Raw genomic sequence first — 15,996 nt, 5'->3', positions numbered from 1 at the left:
ACGGGATCCGGATGCGGACACCACGTCAGGATTTCAGAGTTTTCTTTCTGCATACACATCCGCTTACGCCTAGAATTATCTCAAGCCTGCGGCGGTACCAAAATGGTCTTTGCCAGCAGCGTGAACAACGCGCGCTAAGGGCTGCGCGCCAGCGTGCAGGCTGAAGGAAAAGCACCGCCTGAGTGCATTGGGCGAACAACTTCAGGGCGTAACATCTATACTTAACGAGTTGCCTCTGAGCAAACCATCAAGGAGATGTCCATGACTACAACAATGAAACGCGTGACGGTTGCCGTGCTGGCAACGACGTTAGTGGTGGCCCTGAGCGGCTGTTCCAACTGGTCAAAACGTGACCGCAACACGGCGATTGGCGCCGGTGCCGGTGCTATTGGTGGATCGGTGCTCACCAACGGCAGCGCGCTGGGTACCGTCGGTGGCGCTGCGGTGGGCGGCATTATTGGCCATCAGGTTGATTAATAATAATATTGTAGCAGGCTACGCAGCGCATCTACGTCACATCGGGCCACCTTGCGTGGCCCGCTTTCATTAACCGCCCGCCAGTTTAACCTTCATGCCTTTGGCTTCCAGCAGCGTTTTAAGCAAATCGCGCTTATCGCCCTGAATCTCAATCACGCCCTCTTTCAGCGCCCCGCCGCAGCCGCACTTCTTCTTAAGCTCGGCCGCCAGCTTTGCCAGCGCGTCATCATCGAGATCGATGCCGGTAATCAGGCACACGCCTTTACCTTTACGCCCGCTGGTCTGGCGCTGAATGCGCACGATGCCATCGCCTTTCGGTCGCTGCGGTTTCTCTTCAGTATGTGTAATACGGCCGGTTTCGGTGGAGTAAACCAGCGGATTGTCCTGAGCCATTAGCCCTCCTGTAAACTGTGCAGGATTTGCTGCAGCGTCTGCGCCGGATCGGCAGATTGGGTGATCGGTCGCCCAATCACCATGTAATCCACGCCGGCCTGTTGTGCCTGCTGCGGCGTCATGATGCGGCGCTGATCGCCGGCCTCGCTCCCCGCCGGGCGAATACCCGGCGTGACCAGCGCGAAATCCTGCCCGATAACCTGTTTAAAGTGCGCGGCTTCCTGCGCCGAGCACACCACACCATCAAGACCACACTCGCGGGTCAGCCGTGCCAGACGCTCAGCCTGCTGCGCCGGCGATAAGGTGATGCCAAGACCTTTGAGATCGTCTTCGTCCATGCTGGTCAGCACCGTAACCGCAATCAGCAAGGGCGCATCACTGCCAAACGGCAGCAGCGCTTCGCGTGCCGCATTCATCATCCGCGCCCCGCCGCTGGAATGCACGTTGACCATCCACACGCCGAGATCCGCTGCCGCCGCGACCGCATGTGCCGTCGTGTTCGGGATGTCATGAAACTTGAGATCGAGGAACACCTCAAAACCGCGCGCCTGCAACGTCTTCACCAGCGACGGTCCAAACAGGGTAAACATCTCTTTACCCACTTTCAGACGACACTGGCCCGGATCGATACGGTCAACGAACTGCAGTGCGCTATTGAGATCATGATAGTCGAGTGCCACCAGAATCGGTGAGTGAGTAACAGGCATAACGTTTCCTCAGAGGCTGGCACCCGCAGGCGCGATGGACAAACGGCAAGCATTCTACCCGTGCAACCCGGCCACGACAACGTTGCGACGGCGATTGCCTTGCTGTTTGACGAGGTGATGCACAGTGCTGAAGCGTGGATGATAATTTCTCCTTTAGTATGTTGTAACTACTATGCGTTATGAATAATCACCGAACGCGGCCAGCTTACTGGCCGTCGAGTCCGCGAATCGGTTTAACGGAAGACCAGGCACGGCACGATGGGCAGTGCCAGTAAAGCGCATGCGCGGTGAAGCCGCACTTCTGGCAGCGGTAGCGCGGTTTAGTACGAATCTGTTCGCCAACCATGTCGCGCAGCACCATCAGACTCTCTTTGGCGCGGCCATCTTCTGCCTCGTGCAGGTGGAAATCCATCAGACGATGGAACACGCGCATGGTGGGATGACGCTGCAGCTGACGGTTAATGTAAAGCTGAGCCGCTTCCGGCCCCTGCTGCTGCTCCAGAATGTCCGCCAGATAGAGTTCCGCCGCGGCACCGGTGTTCTCTTCAACGCAGCGTTGCAGGAACTGCGCCCAGCTGTCAGGCTGCTCCAGTCGCTGATAGCAGGTTTCCAGCATCGGCAGCGTTTCGCTCACCAGTTCTTTGTCCTGCTCCAGCACGCGCTGCAGCCGCTGCGCCGCTTTCGCGTATTCGCCCTGCTCCATCAGGATACGTCCCATCATGATGGAAACGCGCGCGCTTTGGTGGTCGGCCGCTTCACCCTTTTTCAACAGGCTCATGGCACGATCGAGGTCATCACTGCTCAGCGCCTGCAGCGCCAGCTCGCAGTAGAAATGGGCGATTTCGCCCTTCTGCTTATCCTTACCGAGTTTTACCAGCCGCTCCGCCACCTCGATGGCTTTCTGCCAGTCGCTGGTCGCCTGATGAATCAGCAGCAGCTGCTGCAGCGCGCTGATGCGAAAATCGGTTTCATCGATCAGCTGACTGAACATGTCTTCGGCGCGATCGTACAAGCCGGCGGCCATATAGTCGCGTCCCAGCTGCTGAATGGCCAGCAAACGCTGATCGTAGGTAAGCGACGCGCTTTCCATTAGCGACTGGTGGATGCGGATGGCACGGTCGACTTCGCCGCGCGAACGGAACAAGTTACCGAGCGTCAGGTGGGCTTCAACGGTGCCGCTGTCCTCTTTCAACATATCGAGGAACAGATCGACCGCTTTATCCTGCTGATTAGAAAGGAGAAAGTTGACCCCTGCCACGTATTCGCGTGACAGACGGTTAGCTTCCTGTTGCTTATCCTGTTGCGCGCTGCGGCGGCCCATATACCAGCCGTACGCCGCCGCGACAGGAAGAAGCAGAAACAGCAATTCAAGCATCGAACATTAATCCCGACGCACTGCAGTGGAGGTGCTATTTACCGCAGCAGATTGTTCATTTTGCGCCTGCATACGTTTCAGTTTGCGCTGTGCATGCGCCAGCGAAACACGAATGCGCAGCCAGAACAGGCCACAGATCGCCCAGCCCAGCAAAAATCCGGCACCAAACAGGCAGGCCAGCAAGGTTGAAATGCGGAATTCGCCCTGCGCCAGCAGATAGTTGAAGGTGACAATCTGGTCATTATGCGCTCCGAGCGTGACGGAGATGATGAAAATGACCAAAACCACGAGAAAAATCAGCAAATATTTCACAATGCGTCCTGTCGTGAGGTTATCCGGTAGAGTATGCCAAAAAAGTGCCGCCGTTGCTGCTTATCCGCGCAGCAGTTAGTGCCCTTTCTGCAAGTACAATCAATCATATGGGGGCAAAGGGAGAAATTACAATCCGTCATCGCGCCCGGCAATCTCACGCTGCTCTTCCGGTGGCACGCTGAGCGGGCCACAAAAGCGCTGCGCCAGCCAGGTTGCCAGCGTCACCAGCAGCCACGAGATCAGCGTCGCGACCACCAGATCGCGCGGCCAGTGCATGCCCAGTACCAGCCGGCTGCCCATGACCAGCGTCGCCCAGACAAACAGCACCACCACCGTAACAACATGCCGGCGCGGCCATAACAGGCCAATCACCAGCAGCGCCCAGCTGGCGGCAAACATGGTATGGCCAGACGGAAAAGCAAAGCCCGTCTCAAACGCCCAGTGATTTTTTAACCAGGCGGGCAGCTTTGTGTCATTGGCGAGCAAGGCGGACACCATTTCGCCGCGCTGCTGCCGTTTCAGCTGATAAAACTGCTGTTCGTTGACGCCGTGGCTGTGCTCAAGCCAGACCACATACGGCCGCGGCTCCTGCACCTGCTCTTTAATAAAGGTTTTGGTCGACTGACCGGCCAGAATCGCGCCGTTCATGATAATCAATAACAGAATGGCCGGCCTGAGGCGAAAGCGCAGGCACCACAATACCCAGCCGCTCAGAATCAGGCTGGTCAGCGTGCCCCACGGACTGGTGACGGTTTCGGTGATCCAGAACAGCACGCGCAACAGATGCCCGCTCTCCCCCGGTTGCCACTGCCAGCCGGAAAGCCATACGCCCAGCGGCATCAGCAGTAATAAAAACGCACCCAGCGTGGTGCGTTGCACAATTTTTAACATCTCGTCCCTTTATTGTTTCCCGACCTGACAGGCGTATTGCATAACTTTAGTTGAAAAAAGAATAACATACCCGTTGCGGCTTAGATAATTGTGCTTTATCACTACAATCACTCTGACTGATTAGCGGCCCTGGTTCAGGTTGTGGCACAATATTGGCAGTTTCGTCGGGCCAGTCGGGCCCGTGCGTTATCATGATGATAGCGCATCCTCTGAAGGTTCTGGAGAGTCACATGCAGCTGAAACGGGTAGCAGAAGCCAAACTGCCCACGCCATGGGGAGATTTCCTGATGGTTGGTTTTGAAGAACTGGCAACCGGCCACGACCACGTCGCGCTGGTTTATGGTGATATTAGCGATCACAATCCGGTGCTGGCGCGCGTCCACTCCGAATGTCTTACCGGCGATGCGCTGTTCAGCCTGCGCTGCGACTGCGGCTTCCAGCTGGAAGCGGCGCTGACCGCCATTGCGGAAGAAGGACGCGGCGTGCTGCTGTACCATCGTCAGGAAGGGCGCAACATCGGGCTGCTGAACAAAATTCGCGCCTATGCGTTGCAGGACAAAGGCTACGATACGGTGGAAGCGAACCATCAGCTGGGCTTTGCCGCCGATGAGCGTGACTTCACCCTGTGCGCCGACATGTTTAAACTGCTGGGCATTAATGAAGTGCGTTTGCTGACCAACAATCCGCGCAAAGTGGAGATTTTGTCAGAAGCGGGCATCAATATTGTCGAGCGCGTGCCGCTGATCGTCGGCCGTAATCCGAAAAATGCGCACTATCTCGATACGAAAGCTGAGAAGATGGGGCATCTGCTGCCGAAATCGTAATGCGGCGGTGCGCTCTCGCATCATGCACTTTCTGCGTCAATAATAAAGCCGGGCATGCCCGGCTTTGTTTTTTAGTTGAGCATATTGCGTATCACGTAATGCAGGATGCCGTCGTTCTGGTAATAGGTCAGCTCATTACCGGTATCGATACGACAACGAGTATCCAGCGTCTGCTGACTGCCGTCAGCCCGCGTCAGCGTTACCGGGACGCTGCAACCGGGCTGCAGCTGCGCCAGATTTGCCACGTCGATACGCTCTTCCCCGGTCAGCTGCAGCGTCTTACGCGTTACGCCCGCCGGGAATTCCAGCGGTAAAATACCCATGCCGATAAGGTTAGAGCGGTGAATACGCTCGAACGATTCGGCAATCACCACGCGCACGCCCTGCAGACGCGGACCTTTCGCCGCCCAGTCGCGGCTGGATCCGGAGCCGTACTCTTTCCCGGCGATCACTGCAAGCGGCACGCCCTCCTCCTGATACTTCATCGCCGCATCGTAGATAGCCAGCTGTTCCTGGCTCGGATAGTGCCGGGTATAACCGCCCTCGACACCAGGCACCATTTCGTTGCGAATACGGATGTTAGCGAAAGTACCGCGCATCATGACTTCGTGGTTGCCGCGTCGTGAGCCATACGAGTTGAAGTCGTTACGCTCAACGCCGTGCGCAAGCAGATAACGCCCCGCCGGACTCTCCGCTTTAATGCTGCCAGCAGGGGAAATATGGTCGGTCGTCACCGAATCACCGAGCATCGCCAGGATGCGCGCGCCACTGATGTCCTGCACCGGCTGCGGCGTTTTTTCCATATCGTCAAAGAACGGGGACAGCCGGATATAGGTGGAGCCTTCATCCCAGTCGTAGGTGGCGGCTTCGCTGACTTTGATCTGCTGCCACTCGGGCGTACCGTCGAACACCTCGGCATACTCTTTATGGAACATGTCGCTGGTGACTTTCTGCACCGATGCGGCAATCTCTTCCGGCGATGGCCAGATGTCCTGCAGATAGACATCATTGCCCTGCTGATCCTGACCGATCGGATCGGTCTGCAGGTTGATCTTCATGTTACCCGCCAGCGCATACGCCACCACCAGCGGCGGAGACGCCAGCCAGTTGGTTTTCACCAGCGGATGGATGCGCCCTTCAAAGTTACGGTTGCCGGACAATACGGCACCCACCGTCAAATCGCCCTCTTTGATCACGCTTTCGATCTCATCCGGCAGCGGGCCGGAGTTACCGATGCAGGTGGTGCAGCCGTAACCCACCAGGTTAAAGCCCAGCTCATCAAGATACGGGGTCAGCTGCGCCACGGCGAGATAGTCGGACACCACTTTTGATCCTGGTGCCAGCGAGGCTTTTACCCAGGGTTTACGCATTAGTCCGCGCTCGACGGCTTTTTTCGCCAGCAGGCCAGCCGCCATTAAGACGCTGGGGTTGGAGGTGTTAGTACAGGACGTAATCGCGGAGATCACCACGGCGCCATCATCCAGCTGGATGCGGTCGCCGGTTTCACTGTCCAGATAGCTGACCGTTTTATGCGGCTTCTGCGCGTGATTCACTTCCAGCTCGTTACTGGCGTCAAAGGCCGCCGGTACGTCGCCGAGGGAGACGCGGTCCTGCGGACGTTTCGGACCGGCGAGGCTCGACTCAACCTCGGCCATATTCAGCGCCAGCGTGCTGGTAAAGATGGGCTCATCGCCCGGGTTACGCCACAGCCCCTGCTGTTTTGCATAGGCTTCCACCAGCTCAACTTGCTGCGCATCGCGCCCGGTGAGCGTCATGTAGCTGAGCGTTACTTCATCAATCGGGAAGAAACCGCAGGTTGCGCCATATTCTGGTGCCATGTTGGCGATGGTTGCGCGATCCGCCAGCGGCAGATCGGCCAGTCCGTCACCATAGAATTCGACAAACTTACCGACCACCCCATGCTTGCGCAGCATCTGCGTCACGGTTAATACCAGGTCGGTGGCGGTGATACCGGGGCGCAGTTTGCCGGTCAGCTTGAAACCCACTACATCGGGAATCAGCATCGAAACCGGCTGGCCCAGCATGGCGGCCTCAGCTTCAATGCCGCCCACGCCCCAGCCAAGCACACCCAGGGCGTTGATCATGGTGGTATGGGAATCGGTGCCGACCAGCGTATCCGGATAAGCCACTTCTTTGCCGTCCAGCGTTTCATGCCAGATGGCTTTACCAAGGTACTCCAGATTGACCTGATGACAGATACCGGTGCCCGGCGGCACGACGCGGAAACGGTTAAAGGCTTTTTGCCCCCAGCGCAGGAAAACATAGCGTTCGTGGTTGCGTTCCATCTCCAGGCGCACGTTTTCTTCAAATGCATCGTCATCGCCAAAATGGTCGACCGTGACCGAGTGGTCAATCACCAGATCGACCGGTGACAGCGGGTTAACTTTCGCCACATCACCGCCCAGCCGCTTAACGGCTTCACGCATCGCCGCCAGGTCAACCACGGCCGGTACGCCGGTGAAATCCTGCATTAATACGCGCGCCGGACGATAAGCAATTTCGCGATCGGCATGTGCAGTTTGCTGCCACGCCACCAGCGCCTGAATATCTGCTGCCGTTACGGAATCTTCATCCTGCCAGCGCAGCAGGTTTTCCAGCAGAACCTTGAGGGATTTTGGTAAGCGATCGATGTCACCGACCTGCTGAGCGGCTTTCGGCAAGCTGTAGTAATGATATTTTTTTGCCCCTACTTCCAGCGCATCCTGACTCTGCTCACGTAACGTTAACGACATAACTCCTCCTTTTATGGGCTCTTCTGCTAAACCTCAGAGAGTGCAAGGTTTAGCTTAAAGATAGACCACATTTTCGTTAACGTTTTGATAACAACACGAATTGACACACAAAACCGCAACGAAAAATGCCCTGACTAGTGTCAGGGCATTCAGAAAGCGTTAACTGGCAGGATTAGCGAATTACAGGACGGCCCAGACGGCCGCAGCCCAAAAGGCCATTGAGAAGGCATAAACGCTGAGCCATGAAAAAGTTGTGGTATTCATCTGTCACTCCTCCCGGATCGCGGGCAACAAAAAGCCATCGTCTTCAGCGTTGTACTGATGACACCGTTTTTTTAGATGCTGAGTGTTAAAGGACGGGCTTTTAACGTGCCCACCGGAGAGTCCGGTAAAATGCGCGACAGTATGTCTTAATAAGAATTGGACGCAGACTGCGTTATTTAGACTTCGGATCCATGAATGATTCGATAAAGCTGCGCTGCTGCTCACTCAGTTCCCAGGAAGCCGGGATTGCCACTTGCGGTTCAGCAGGCGCTTCTTTGGCTTTGCACACCGGTGCTTTAGGCTGACGCGCAGCGACCGGATATTTACGACTGAGTGTATTTGCCCACATGGCTTAACCCCACATACGCCAAATCATTAACGCCACCACTACCCAGAACAGTGCTGAAGCAGCGAAGACAGTCAACCAGGCTTTGCGACGGATGTTACCTGAACGCTCTACCTTGGTGCTTTTAGCCCGGAAGTCCGGTTGTACAGTTAATCTCGTAGTCATAGTTTTTGATAATCACTCTCAATAAAACGATTGATAACAACGATGAAGATTTAGGACGAATCCTAAACTTGTTAAGTCCAAAAATCCAGTTATTTTTATTGAGCACAACGATTAACGCTATTTATCAAAACCGCCAAAACTGATGAGATAAATTTAAGCACGCTGCAAACTATTAATTTAATAGTTACATTGTAAATTTGGCTTAAACCAAAATTAGATCCACTCTAAATTTGAGTTTAATTTAACGAGCCAGTTAAAAAGCCCTTTCTCATCAGCTCTTAACTGGAGTATGGGAATATTCCTGGCAGTCCGCAAAGCGGCAAAGTAAAAATTGTGTACTGATTCGCATTTAATAAATAACAATGAAAAAACATGTGACGCATGTTTCATTTACAAAAAAATAATGGAATTTTTTGAGGTTCTGCTGGTGCTAAGCGGCGGGAAGTGTGCGGGAAGTCGCTGGACATCCCGCAAAAATAATGAGTTAGGTGATTACCTGAAAGGAAGCTTGATATCGCGGAACATCGCTTCAATATCTTCGTTTGAGCGCAGCGCCACAGCGGCGTCCACCACGTCTCGCGTCAGATGCGGTGCGAAGCGCTGAATGAAATCATACATATAGCTGCGCAGGAAGGTGCTGCGCCGGAAACCAATCTTGGTAGTGCTATTGGTGAAGATTTCTGAAGCTTCGATGCGCACCAAATCCGGATCGGAAACCGGGTCCACCGCCATGCTGGCAATCACCCCAACCCCCAGGCCTAAACGCACATAGGTTTTGATAACGTCGGCATCGGTTGCGGTAAAAACAATACGCGGCGTTAAACCGGCACGGTTAAACGCAGTATCCAGTTCTGAGCGGCCGGTAAAACCGAAGGTGTAAGTCACCAGCGGGAAATCAGCCAGCTCCTCAATCGACACATTGGATTTCCCCGCCAGCGGATGATCCGGTGTGACCACAATGGCGCGGTTCCAGTGATAGCACGGCAGCATAATCAAGTCGTCGTACAGGTGCAGCGCTTCGGTGGCAATGGCGAAATCGGCGTTGCCTTTGGAGACCGCCTCAGCAATTTGTGTGGGCGAGCCCTGATGCATATGCAGGGAAACGCGCGGATAGCGTTCGATAAAGCCTTTGATTACGCCAGGCAGTGCATAACGTGCCTGAGTGTGGGTCGTGGCCACGTACAGCGATCCTTTATCTGGCCAGGTGTGCTCACCGGCAACCGATTTGATCGCATCCACTTTGGACAAAACTTCGCGGGCAATACGGATAATCTCTTCACCCGCTGGCGTCACCTGCGTCAGATGTTTGCCGCTGCGGGCAAAAATCTGCACGCCCAGCTCATCTTCCAGCATGCGCACCTGCTTACTGATGCCCGGTTGCGAGGTATACAGCCCCTCTGCCGTGGAGGAGACATTGAGGTTGTGGTTAACGACTTCAACGATGTAACGCAACTGCTGCAATTTCATAGTTATATCTTCCCGATAGCGACAGAGGTGCATTCCCTGCAGGCGTGTATCCGCCCTGATGGCGTAATAATGAGGGAAAGCGAGTCAGCAAAATGCAATAAGCTATAACTACTATATCAGTTAACGTAAGAATGTAGAACGATTAGCTATAAGGATGGGAAAAAGGCCAGCGAACGCTGGCCTCCAGGGGGGTTACTTCTTCGCTTCCTGCCACTTACCGTCGATATAGAAAACCGACCAGCCGGTCGCTTTGCCCTCTTTTTCTGAGGCAACATACTGCTGTTTGGTCTTACGGCTAAAACGCACCAGCGTTTTATTGCCTTCCGGATCCACTGCCGGCGCTTCGGCCAGATATTTCAGTTTCTCCGGCAGACGGTCAGCAAAGCGCTGCAGCTCTTCCACCAGCGGCGCACGGGTTTCACGCGATTTCGGGAAGGTGTTAGCGGCCAGGAACACGCCCGCAGCTCCGTCACGCAGCACAAAATACGCATCCGATTTTTCGCACGGCAGCTCCGGCAGCGGTACCGGATCTTCTTTCGGCGGCGCGACTTCGCCGTTACGCAGAATCTTACGGGTATTTTTACACTCGTCGTTGGTACAGGCCATGTACTTACCAAAACGCCCCATCTTCAGGTGCATTTCAGAGCCACATTTTTCGCACTCAACAATCGGACCGTCATAACCTTTAATACGGAATTCACCCTGCTCGATTTCATAACCGTCACACTCCGGGTTATTACCACAGACGTGCAGTTTACGGCCGTTGTCGATCAGGTAGCTGTCCATCGCGGTGCCGCATTTCTGGCAGCGACGACGGGCGCGCAGCGCGTTGGTTTCGGCATCATCGCCTTCCAGCACGTTAAGCACTTCGTTTTCCGGGATCAGGTTAATGGTCTGCTTGCAGCGCTCTTTCGGCGGCAGTGCATAACCGGAACAGCCCAGGAACACGCCGGTGCTGGCGGTGCGAATTCCCATTTTGCGTCCGCAGGTTGGGCAGTCGATGGAGGTCAGCACCATCTGGTTCGGCTGCATGCCGCCCTCTTCCGGATCTTTCTCCGCCTGCTCCAGCTGCTGGCTGAAATCACTGAAGAATGAATCCAGCACCGCTTTCCATTGCGCTTCGTTATTCGCGACCTGGTCGAGACTGTCTTCCATGTGCGCGGTGAAATCATAATTCATCAGCTCACGGAAGTTCTCTTCCAGACGATCGGTAACAATCTCCCCCATCTTCTCGGCGTAGAAACGGCGGTTTTCCACCCGCACGTAACCGCGATCCTGGATGGTGGAAATGATCGAGGCATAGGTAGACGGGCGGCCAATGCCACGCTTCTCCAGCTCGCGCACCAGCGAAGCTTCGCTGAAGCGCGCCGGCGGCTTGGTAAAGTGCTGGCCCGGCAGCAGGGATTTCAGATCCAGCGTGTCGCCCACGTTCACCGGCGGCAGCGTCAAATCTTCATCATTTTTACGCAGCGCGGGCATCACTTTGGTCCAGCCGTCGAAACGTAGCGTACGCCCTTTCGCTTTCAGTTTGAAATCTGCCGCGCCGACGGTCAGCGTGGTGGAATCATATTGCGCAGGCACCATCTGGCAGGCCACGAACTGGCGCCAGATCAGCTGATACAGCTTCTGCGCATCCGCTTCCATATCCTTCAGCTGCTCGGCGGCAACGTTGACATCAGAAGGACGAATCGCTTCGTGCGCTTCCTGTGAATTCTCTTTGCTGGCATAGGTGTTGGGCGCATCCGGCAGGTAGTTCTTGCCGAATTTTTTCTCCACATAGCCACGCGCCATCGCCACCGCATCCTGACTCAGGTTGGTGGAATCGGTACGCATATAGGTGATGTAACCGGCTTCATACAGACGCTGCGCCATCATCATGGTTTTCTTCACGCCAAAACCAAGGCGGGTGCTCGCCGCCTGCTGCAGCGTCGAGGTAATAAACGGCGCCGACGGTTTGCTGCTGGTCGGCTTGTCTTCACGATCCAGAACGGCGTAACGCGCCTTTTCCAGGATGGCCACGGCCGCTTCGGTTTGCTCGCGGTTCACCGGGCGGAACGCTTTGTCGCCCTGATGCGTCACCCTGACCGCCAGCGCATCGCCTTTCGGCGTCGACAGATCGGCGTCAATTTCCCAGTACTCTTCCGGTACGAAGGCTTTGATTTCGCGCTCGCGCTCCACCACCAGGCGCACGGCAACCGACTGCACGCGTCCGGCCGACAGGCCACGGGCAATTTTTTTCCACAGCAGCGGTGAGACCATATAGCCCACCACGCGGTCCATAAAACGACGCGCCTGCTGCGCATTGACGCGCTCAATATTCAGTTCGCCCGGCTTCTCGAACGCCTGACGAATCGCATTTTTGGTGATTTCGTTAAACACCACGCGGCTGAAGCGTTTGTCATCGCCACCGATCACTTCCCGCAGGTGCCAGGCAATGGCTTCCCCTTCGCGGTCAAGGTCGGTTGCGAGATAGATGTGGTCGGCATCGGCAGCCAGGTTCTTCAGTTCGGAGACGACTTTTTCCTTGCCGGGCAGAATCTGGTAGTCCGCTTCCCAGCCGTGCCACGGGTCAACGCCCATGCGATTAACCAGCGCGGCCTTTTCATCTTTCTTTACTTTCTTGCCGGTTTTCGCCTTTTCCCCGTCGGCACTTTTACGGGCCGTTGAACCACTGGTCGGCAAATCACGGATATGACCGACGCTGGATTTCACCACGTAGTCATTACCGAGGTATTTATTGATTGTTTTGGCCTTTGCCGGGGACTCAACGATGACGAGTGCTTTACCCATATGTACCTTTACCTAATTGAAACGTCCTGATAAACGGGAGAGGATTGGCAGCCCCAAAACCCAATGGGTTCAATATTGCTGCTGACTTTTTGCTTTTCAAGCCAGCGGGGACAATCTCTGGTCAGATTGCATCGGCATTTGCAACTTGATGATTAAGAGCGAGTTTTCCGTCTGACGGTATCACACATCCTGGTGTGATCTCCCTGAAAGCTGAATCGCCCACACTCTACCTGATAAAATCTGTTACGCAACTTAATTAGCATTCTGTTTAATTTCTCGCCAGTTTTCTGACCGAACGCTGATTTGCTGAACGCACCGACAGGCAAGTAATATAGAAGGAGAAAATTCGCTGTCAAAAAAGAGGTGAAAAATGTCAGCAGAAACGGAATCCATTTCACACCAGGCGCTACTGGAAATCGCTAATCAGCTCCTTCAGCAGCACGATGAATATTTTGCCGGGATGGAAGCCACTGAGGTGATTCAGCAGGGCGAGGTTCTGGTGTTTCGCGGCCCGTGGTTCCTCGACGATGAAGGGTTGCCGACCGCCAAAACCACGGCGGTGTTTAACGTGTTTAAGCACCTTGCCGTGGTGCTCTCCGCGCAGTATCACCTGGCATAAAAAAACCCGGCCTGCGCCGGGTTGGTTCACAACAGCGGTTTATCACCGCGCTGCCAGATTTTCAGAATCAGCCGCTCGGCTGCCACGCTGGCACTGTGGGTCACGCGATCAATCATTTTTTTCTTGCGCGCGAAGTGCACGCCCAGCACGCTAAAACGGTCCATGCGCGCAATGATCAGCGCATCGCTGGTACCAATCTCATCAATTAGCCCCAGATCCAGCGCCTGACGGCCATACCAGTGTTCGCCCGTCGCCACTTTGTCCAGATCCAGCGCCGGACGCATCTGATGCACAAAATCTTTAAACAGCTGATGGGTTTCATTCAGGTCTTCCTGAAACTTCTCCCGCCCTTCCTCGGTATTCTCACCAAACAGCGTCAGCGTACGTTTGTACTGGCCGGCAGTGTGCAGCTCCACATCAATGTCGTTACGCTTCAGCAGCCGGTTAAAGTTAGGGATTTGCGCCACCACGCCGATGGAACCAATGATGGAGAACGGCGCCGCCACGATGCGATCCGCAACGCAGGCCATCATGTATCCACCGCTGGCGGCAACTTTATCCACCACCGCCGTCAGTTGCAGCCCCGCATCACGCAGACGTTGTAACTGCGACGCGGCCAGGCCATAACCGTGCACCACGCCACCGGGGCTTTCCAGCCGCAGCAGCACTTCATCACCCGGCTGTGCCACCGCCAGCACCGCGGAGATCTCTTCGCGCAGCGAGCTGACTTCGCCGGCGTCCATACTGCCTTTGAACTCCAGCACATAGAGAGTCGGCTTCGCCGCTTCAGTTACACCGGCTTTGGCATTGCGCTTTTCGGCTTTGGCTTTCTGTTTCTCTTCTTTCTTATGCTGCTTCAGCCACACTTTTTGCGCCTGCGGCTTCATCTTCGCCAACTGCAGGTCCTCTTTCATCTCACGATAGGCTTCGTCGAGATGGGTTAAGCGCAGCTGACCGCCGCTGTGACGTTTACGCAGCGCGGCATTTAGCACAATCAGTACAATAGCTGCGATCGCCACCACGACGGTGACGGCCTTGGCCAGAAATAATCCATAGCTGGAGAGTAAATCCATTCTGCCGCCTTATTAAACAGTGAATTACAGTCAAACCCTGAGTTTACCCGCTTTGATGCCGTTCGTCGCCTGAAATGCCGGCAGGCGGCACAGAATGCGCGTTGCGGCGATTGCACCTTGCGCCAAATTGAGGCATAAAGCCAAAAAACCCTCTGACCTGCAAAGGACATCGCTGTGCATTATCAACCGAAAAGCGACCTGCTGGACAATCGCATCATTCTTGTGACCGGCGCTTCCGACGGCATCGGCCGCGAAGCCGCCCTGACCTATGCGCGCTACGGTGCGCGCGTGATTCTGCTCGGCCGCAACGCCACCACGCTACAGCAAACCGCTGAGGCGATTAATCAGCTCAATAAACAGCCCGCCGCTACGCTGCTGCTGGATCTGGCGCACGCCACACCGGAAAGCTGCCAGCAGCTGGCACAACAGGTTGCCGCGCTGGTGCCGCGGCTGGATGGTGTGCTGCATAACGCCGGCATTCTCGGTGAGATCGTGCCGCTGGCGGAACTCGATCCGGCGGTCTGGCAGCAGGTGATGCAAATCAATCTCGACGCCACCTTCTATTTAACGCAGGCGCTGCTGCCGCTGCTGCTGAAATCCGACGCCGGTTCGCTGGTGTTCACCACCTCCAGCGTGGGCCGCACCGGCCGCGCAGGCTGGGGCGCGTATGCCGTGTCGAAATTCGCCACCGAAGGCATGATGCAGGTGCTGGCCGATGAGTATAAAAACCGCCATCTTCGGGTGAACTGCATCAATCCCGGCGGCACGCGCACCAAAATGCGTGCCAGCGCCTTCCCGGAGGAGAATGCCAGCCTGCTGAAAACCCCGGCCGACCTGATGCCGCTCTACCTCTATCTGATGGGCGATGACAGCCGCCGTAAAACCGGCATCAGCTACGATGCACAACCGGGGCGCAAGCCGGGACCGGCCAGCGCATGAGCGATCGTCACCAGCAACGCCAGCAGCGGCTGAAAGAACAGGTTGACGCCCGCATCGCCGCCGCCACCGAAACGCGCGGCATCCTGATGGTGTTTACCGGCAACGGCAAAGGTAAAACCACCGCCGCTTTTGGCACCGCGCTGCGCGCCTGCGGCCACGGTAAAAACGTGGCTGCCGTGCAGTTTATTAAGGGTGAATGGCCTAACGGCGAACGCAATCTGCTGGCGCAGCACGGCGTGGAGTTTCAGGTGATGGCCACCGGTTTTACCTGGGAGACGCAAAACCGTGCCGGCGATACGGCCGCCTGCCAGCAAGTGTGGCAACAGGCCAGACGTATGCTGCAAGACGCGTCGCTGGATCTGGTGATCCTCGATGAAATCACCTACATGGTGAGTATGGATTATCTCGATCTGGATGAGCTGATTGCTGCATTGAAGCAGCGTCCGCCGCAGCAAAGTGTGATCATTACCGGGCGCGGCTGTCACCGCACGCTACTGGAACTGGCGGATACCGTCAGCGAGATGCGTCCGGTCAAACACGCGTTTGATGCCGGCATTCAGGCACAGCAGGGAATCGACTGGTAAAAACTGACGCCGCAGGC

16 protein-coding genes are annotated in these 15,996 nt (G+C 55.7%); 5 read left to right on the top strand and 11 right to left on the bottom strand.

Annotated elements, in window-relative coordinates; all coding sequences use genetic code 11:
• The first annotated feature begins 261 nt into the window (after positions 1-261).
• Positions 262-477 (top strand): osmotically-inducible lipoprotein OsmB, encoded by a 216-nt coding sequence (gene osmB / locus E7738_RS04520; protein ID WP_031279061.1) that lies wholly within the window; start codon positions 262-264, stop codon positions 475-477.
• 69 nt (positions 478-546) lie between these two features.
• On the opposite strand, the gene yciH is transcribed toward osmB, so the two are convergent.
• The 5 genes from yciH to pgpB form a co-directional block, all read right to left on the bottom strand.
• Entirely contained in the window at positions 547-870 is a 324-nt protein-coding gene (gene yciH / locus E7738_RS04515) for a stress response translation initiation inhibitor YciH (protein ID WP_104092986.1), read from the bottom strand.
• Positions 870-1,577, bottom strand: coding sequence for an orotidine-5'-phosphate decarboxylase (pyrF, locus tag E7738_RS04510; protein ID WP_141495399.1), 708 nt, complete (start codon positions 1,575-1,577; stop codon positions 870-872). Before pyrF ends, yciH begins: the two co-directional genes overlap by 1 nt.
• 205 nt (positions 1,578-1,782) lie before the next feature.
• Positions 1,783-2,952 carry a lipopolysaccharide assembly protein LapB gene (gene lapB, locus E7738_RS04505; protein WP_058758617.1) on the bottom strand — a complete coding sequence of 390 codons (1,170 nt, stop codon included), beginning with the start codon at positions 2,950-2,952 and terminating at the stop codon, positions 1,783-1,785.
• A gap of 6 nt (positions 2,953-2,958) precedes the next feature.
• Positions 2,959-3,264, bottom strand: coding sequence for a LapA family protein (locus tag E7738_RS04500; RefSeq protein ID WP_058771279.1), 306 nt, complete (start codon positions 3,262-3,264; stop codon positions 2,959-2,961).
• 126 nt (positions 3,265-3,390) lie between these two features.
• Positions 3,391-4,155 (bottom strand): phosphatidylglycerophosphatase B, encoded by a 765-nt coding sequence (pgpB, locus tag E7738_RS04495; protein WP_021505947.1) that lies wholly within the window; start codon positions 4,153-4,155, stop codon positions 3,391-3,393.
• Positions 4,156-4,385: 230 nt separating this feature from the next.
• Here pgpB and ribA point away from each other — a divergent pair, with 230 nt between their 5' ends.
• Positions 4,386-4,979: a GTP cyclohydrolase II gene (ribA, locus tag E7738_RS04490; RefSeq protein WP_058758620.1), complete on the top strand. Its 594-nt coding sequence runs from the start codon at positions 4,386-4,388 to the stop codon at positions 4,977-4,979.
• Between the two features lie 71 nt (positions 4,980-5,050).
• Here ribA and acnA read toward each other — a convergent pair whose 3' ends face one another.
• The 5 genes from acnA to topA all read right to left on the bottom strand — a co-directional run bounded on the left by acnA (position 5,051) and on the right by topA (position 12,764).
• Positions 5,051-7,732 carry an aconitate hydratase AcnA gene (acnA, locus tag E7738_RS04485; protein ID WP_394516136.1) on the bottom strand — a complete coding sequence of 894 codons (2,682 nt, stop codon included), beginning with the start codon at positions 7,730-7,732 and terminating at the stop codon, positions 5,051-5,053.
• A 436-nt stretch (positions 7,733-8,168) separates the two neighbouring features.
• Positions 8,169-8,345, bottom strand: a complete 177-nt coding sequence (locus E7738_RS04480; protein WP_021314644.1) for a hypothetical protein — start codon at positions 8,343-8,345, stop codon at positions 8,169-8,171.
• A gap of 3 nt (positions 8,346-8,348) precedes the next feature.
• On the bottom strand, positions 8,349-8,507 hold the full coding sequence (locus E7738_RS04475; RefSeq protein ID WP_071813666.1) for a YmiA family putative membrane protein: 159 nt from the start codon (positions 8,505-8,507) through the stop codon (positions 8,349-8,351).
• Positions 8,508-8,999: 492 nt separating this feature from the next.
• Positions 9,000-9,974: an HTH-type transcriptional regulator CysB gene (gene cysB, locus E7738_RS04470; protein ID WP_021510116.1), complete on the bottom strand. Its 975-nt coding sequence runs from the start codon at positions 9,972-9,974 to the stop codon at positions 9,000-9,002.
• Between the two features lie 192 nt (positions 9,975-10,166).
• Positions 10,167-12,764 (bottom strand): type I DNA topoisomerase, encoded by a 2,598-nt coding sequence (gene topA, locus E7738_RS04465; protein ID WP_127834126.1) that lies wholly within the window; start codon positions 12,762-12,764, stop codon positions 10,167-10,169.
• Between the two features lie 370 nt (positions 12,765-13,134).
• Between topA and E7738_RS04460 the strand changes: the two genes are divergently transcribed.
• Complete coding sequence (locus E7738_RS04460; RefSeq protein WP_058771275.1) at positions 13,135-13,383, top strand: DUF2498 family protein; 249 nt, start codon at positions 13,135-13,137, stop codon at positions 13,381-13,383.
• A 26-nt stretch (positions 13,384-13,409) separates the two neighbouring features.
• Here E7738_RS04460 and sohB read toward each other — a convergent pair whose 3' ends face one another.
• A complete protein-coding gene (gene sohB, locus E7738_RS04455; RefSeq protein WP_058758624.1) occupies positions 13,410-14,456 on the bottom strand; it encodes a protease SohB in 1,047 nt (348 codons plus the stop codon).
• Between the two features lie 174 nt (positions 14,457-14,630).
• On the opposite strand from sohB, the gene E7738_RS04450 reads away from it, so the two are divergent.
• Both E7738_RS04450 and cobO read left to right on the top strand, forming a co-directional pair.
• Positions 14,631-15,395, top strand: coding sequence for a YciK family oxidoreductase (locus E7738_RS04450; RefSeq protein WP_021510112.1), 765 nt, complete (start codon positions 14,631-14,633; stop codon positions 15,393-15,395).
• Positions 15,392-15,979, top strand: coding sequence for a cob(I)yrinic acid a,c-diamide adenosyltransferase (cobO, locus tag E7738_RS04445; protein WP_058771274.1), 588 nt, complete (start codon positions 15,392-15,394; stop codon positions 15,977-15,979). Before E7738_RS04450 ends, cobO begins: the two co-directional genes overlap by 4 nt.
• Positions 15,980-15,996: the final 17 nt, after the last annotated feature.

It is taken from the genome of Pantoea sp. SGAir0430, assembly GCF_043549295.1.
Note: the sequence above shows the minus strand (reverse complement) of the source record. Positions and strands in the feature narration are given on the sequence as shown.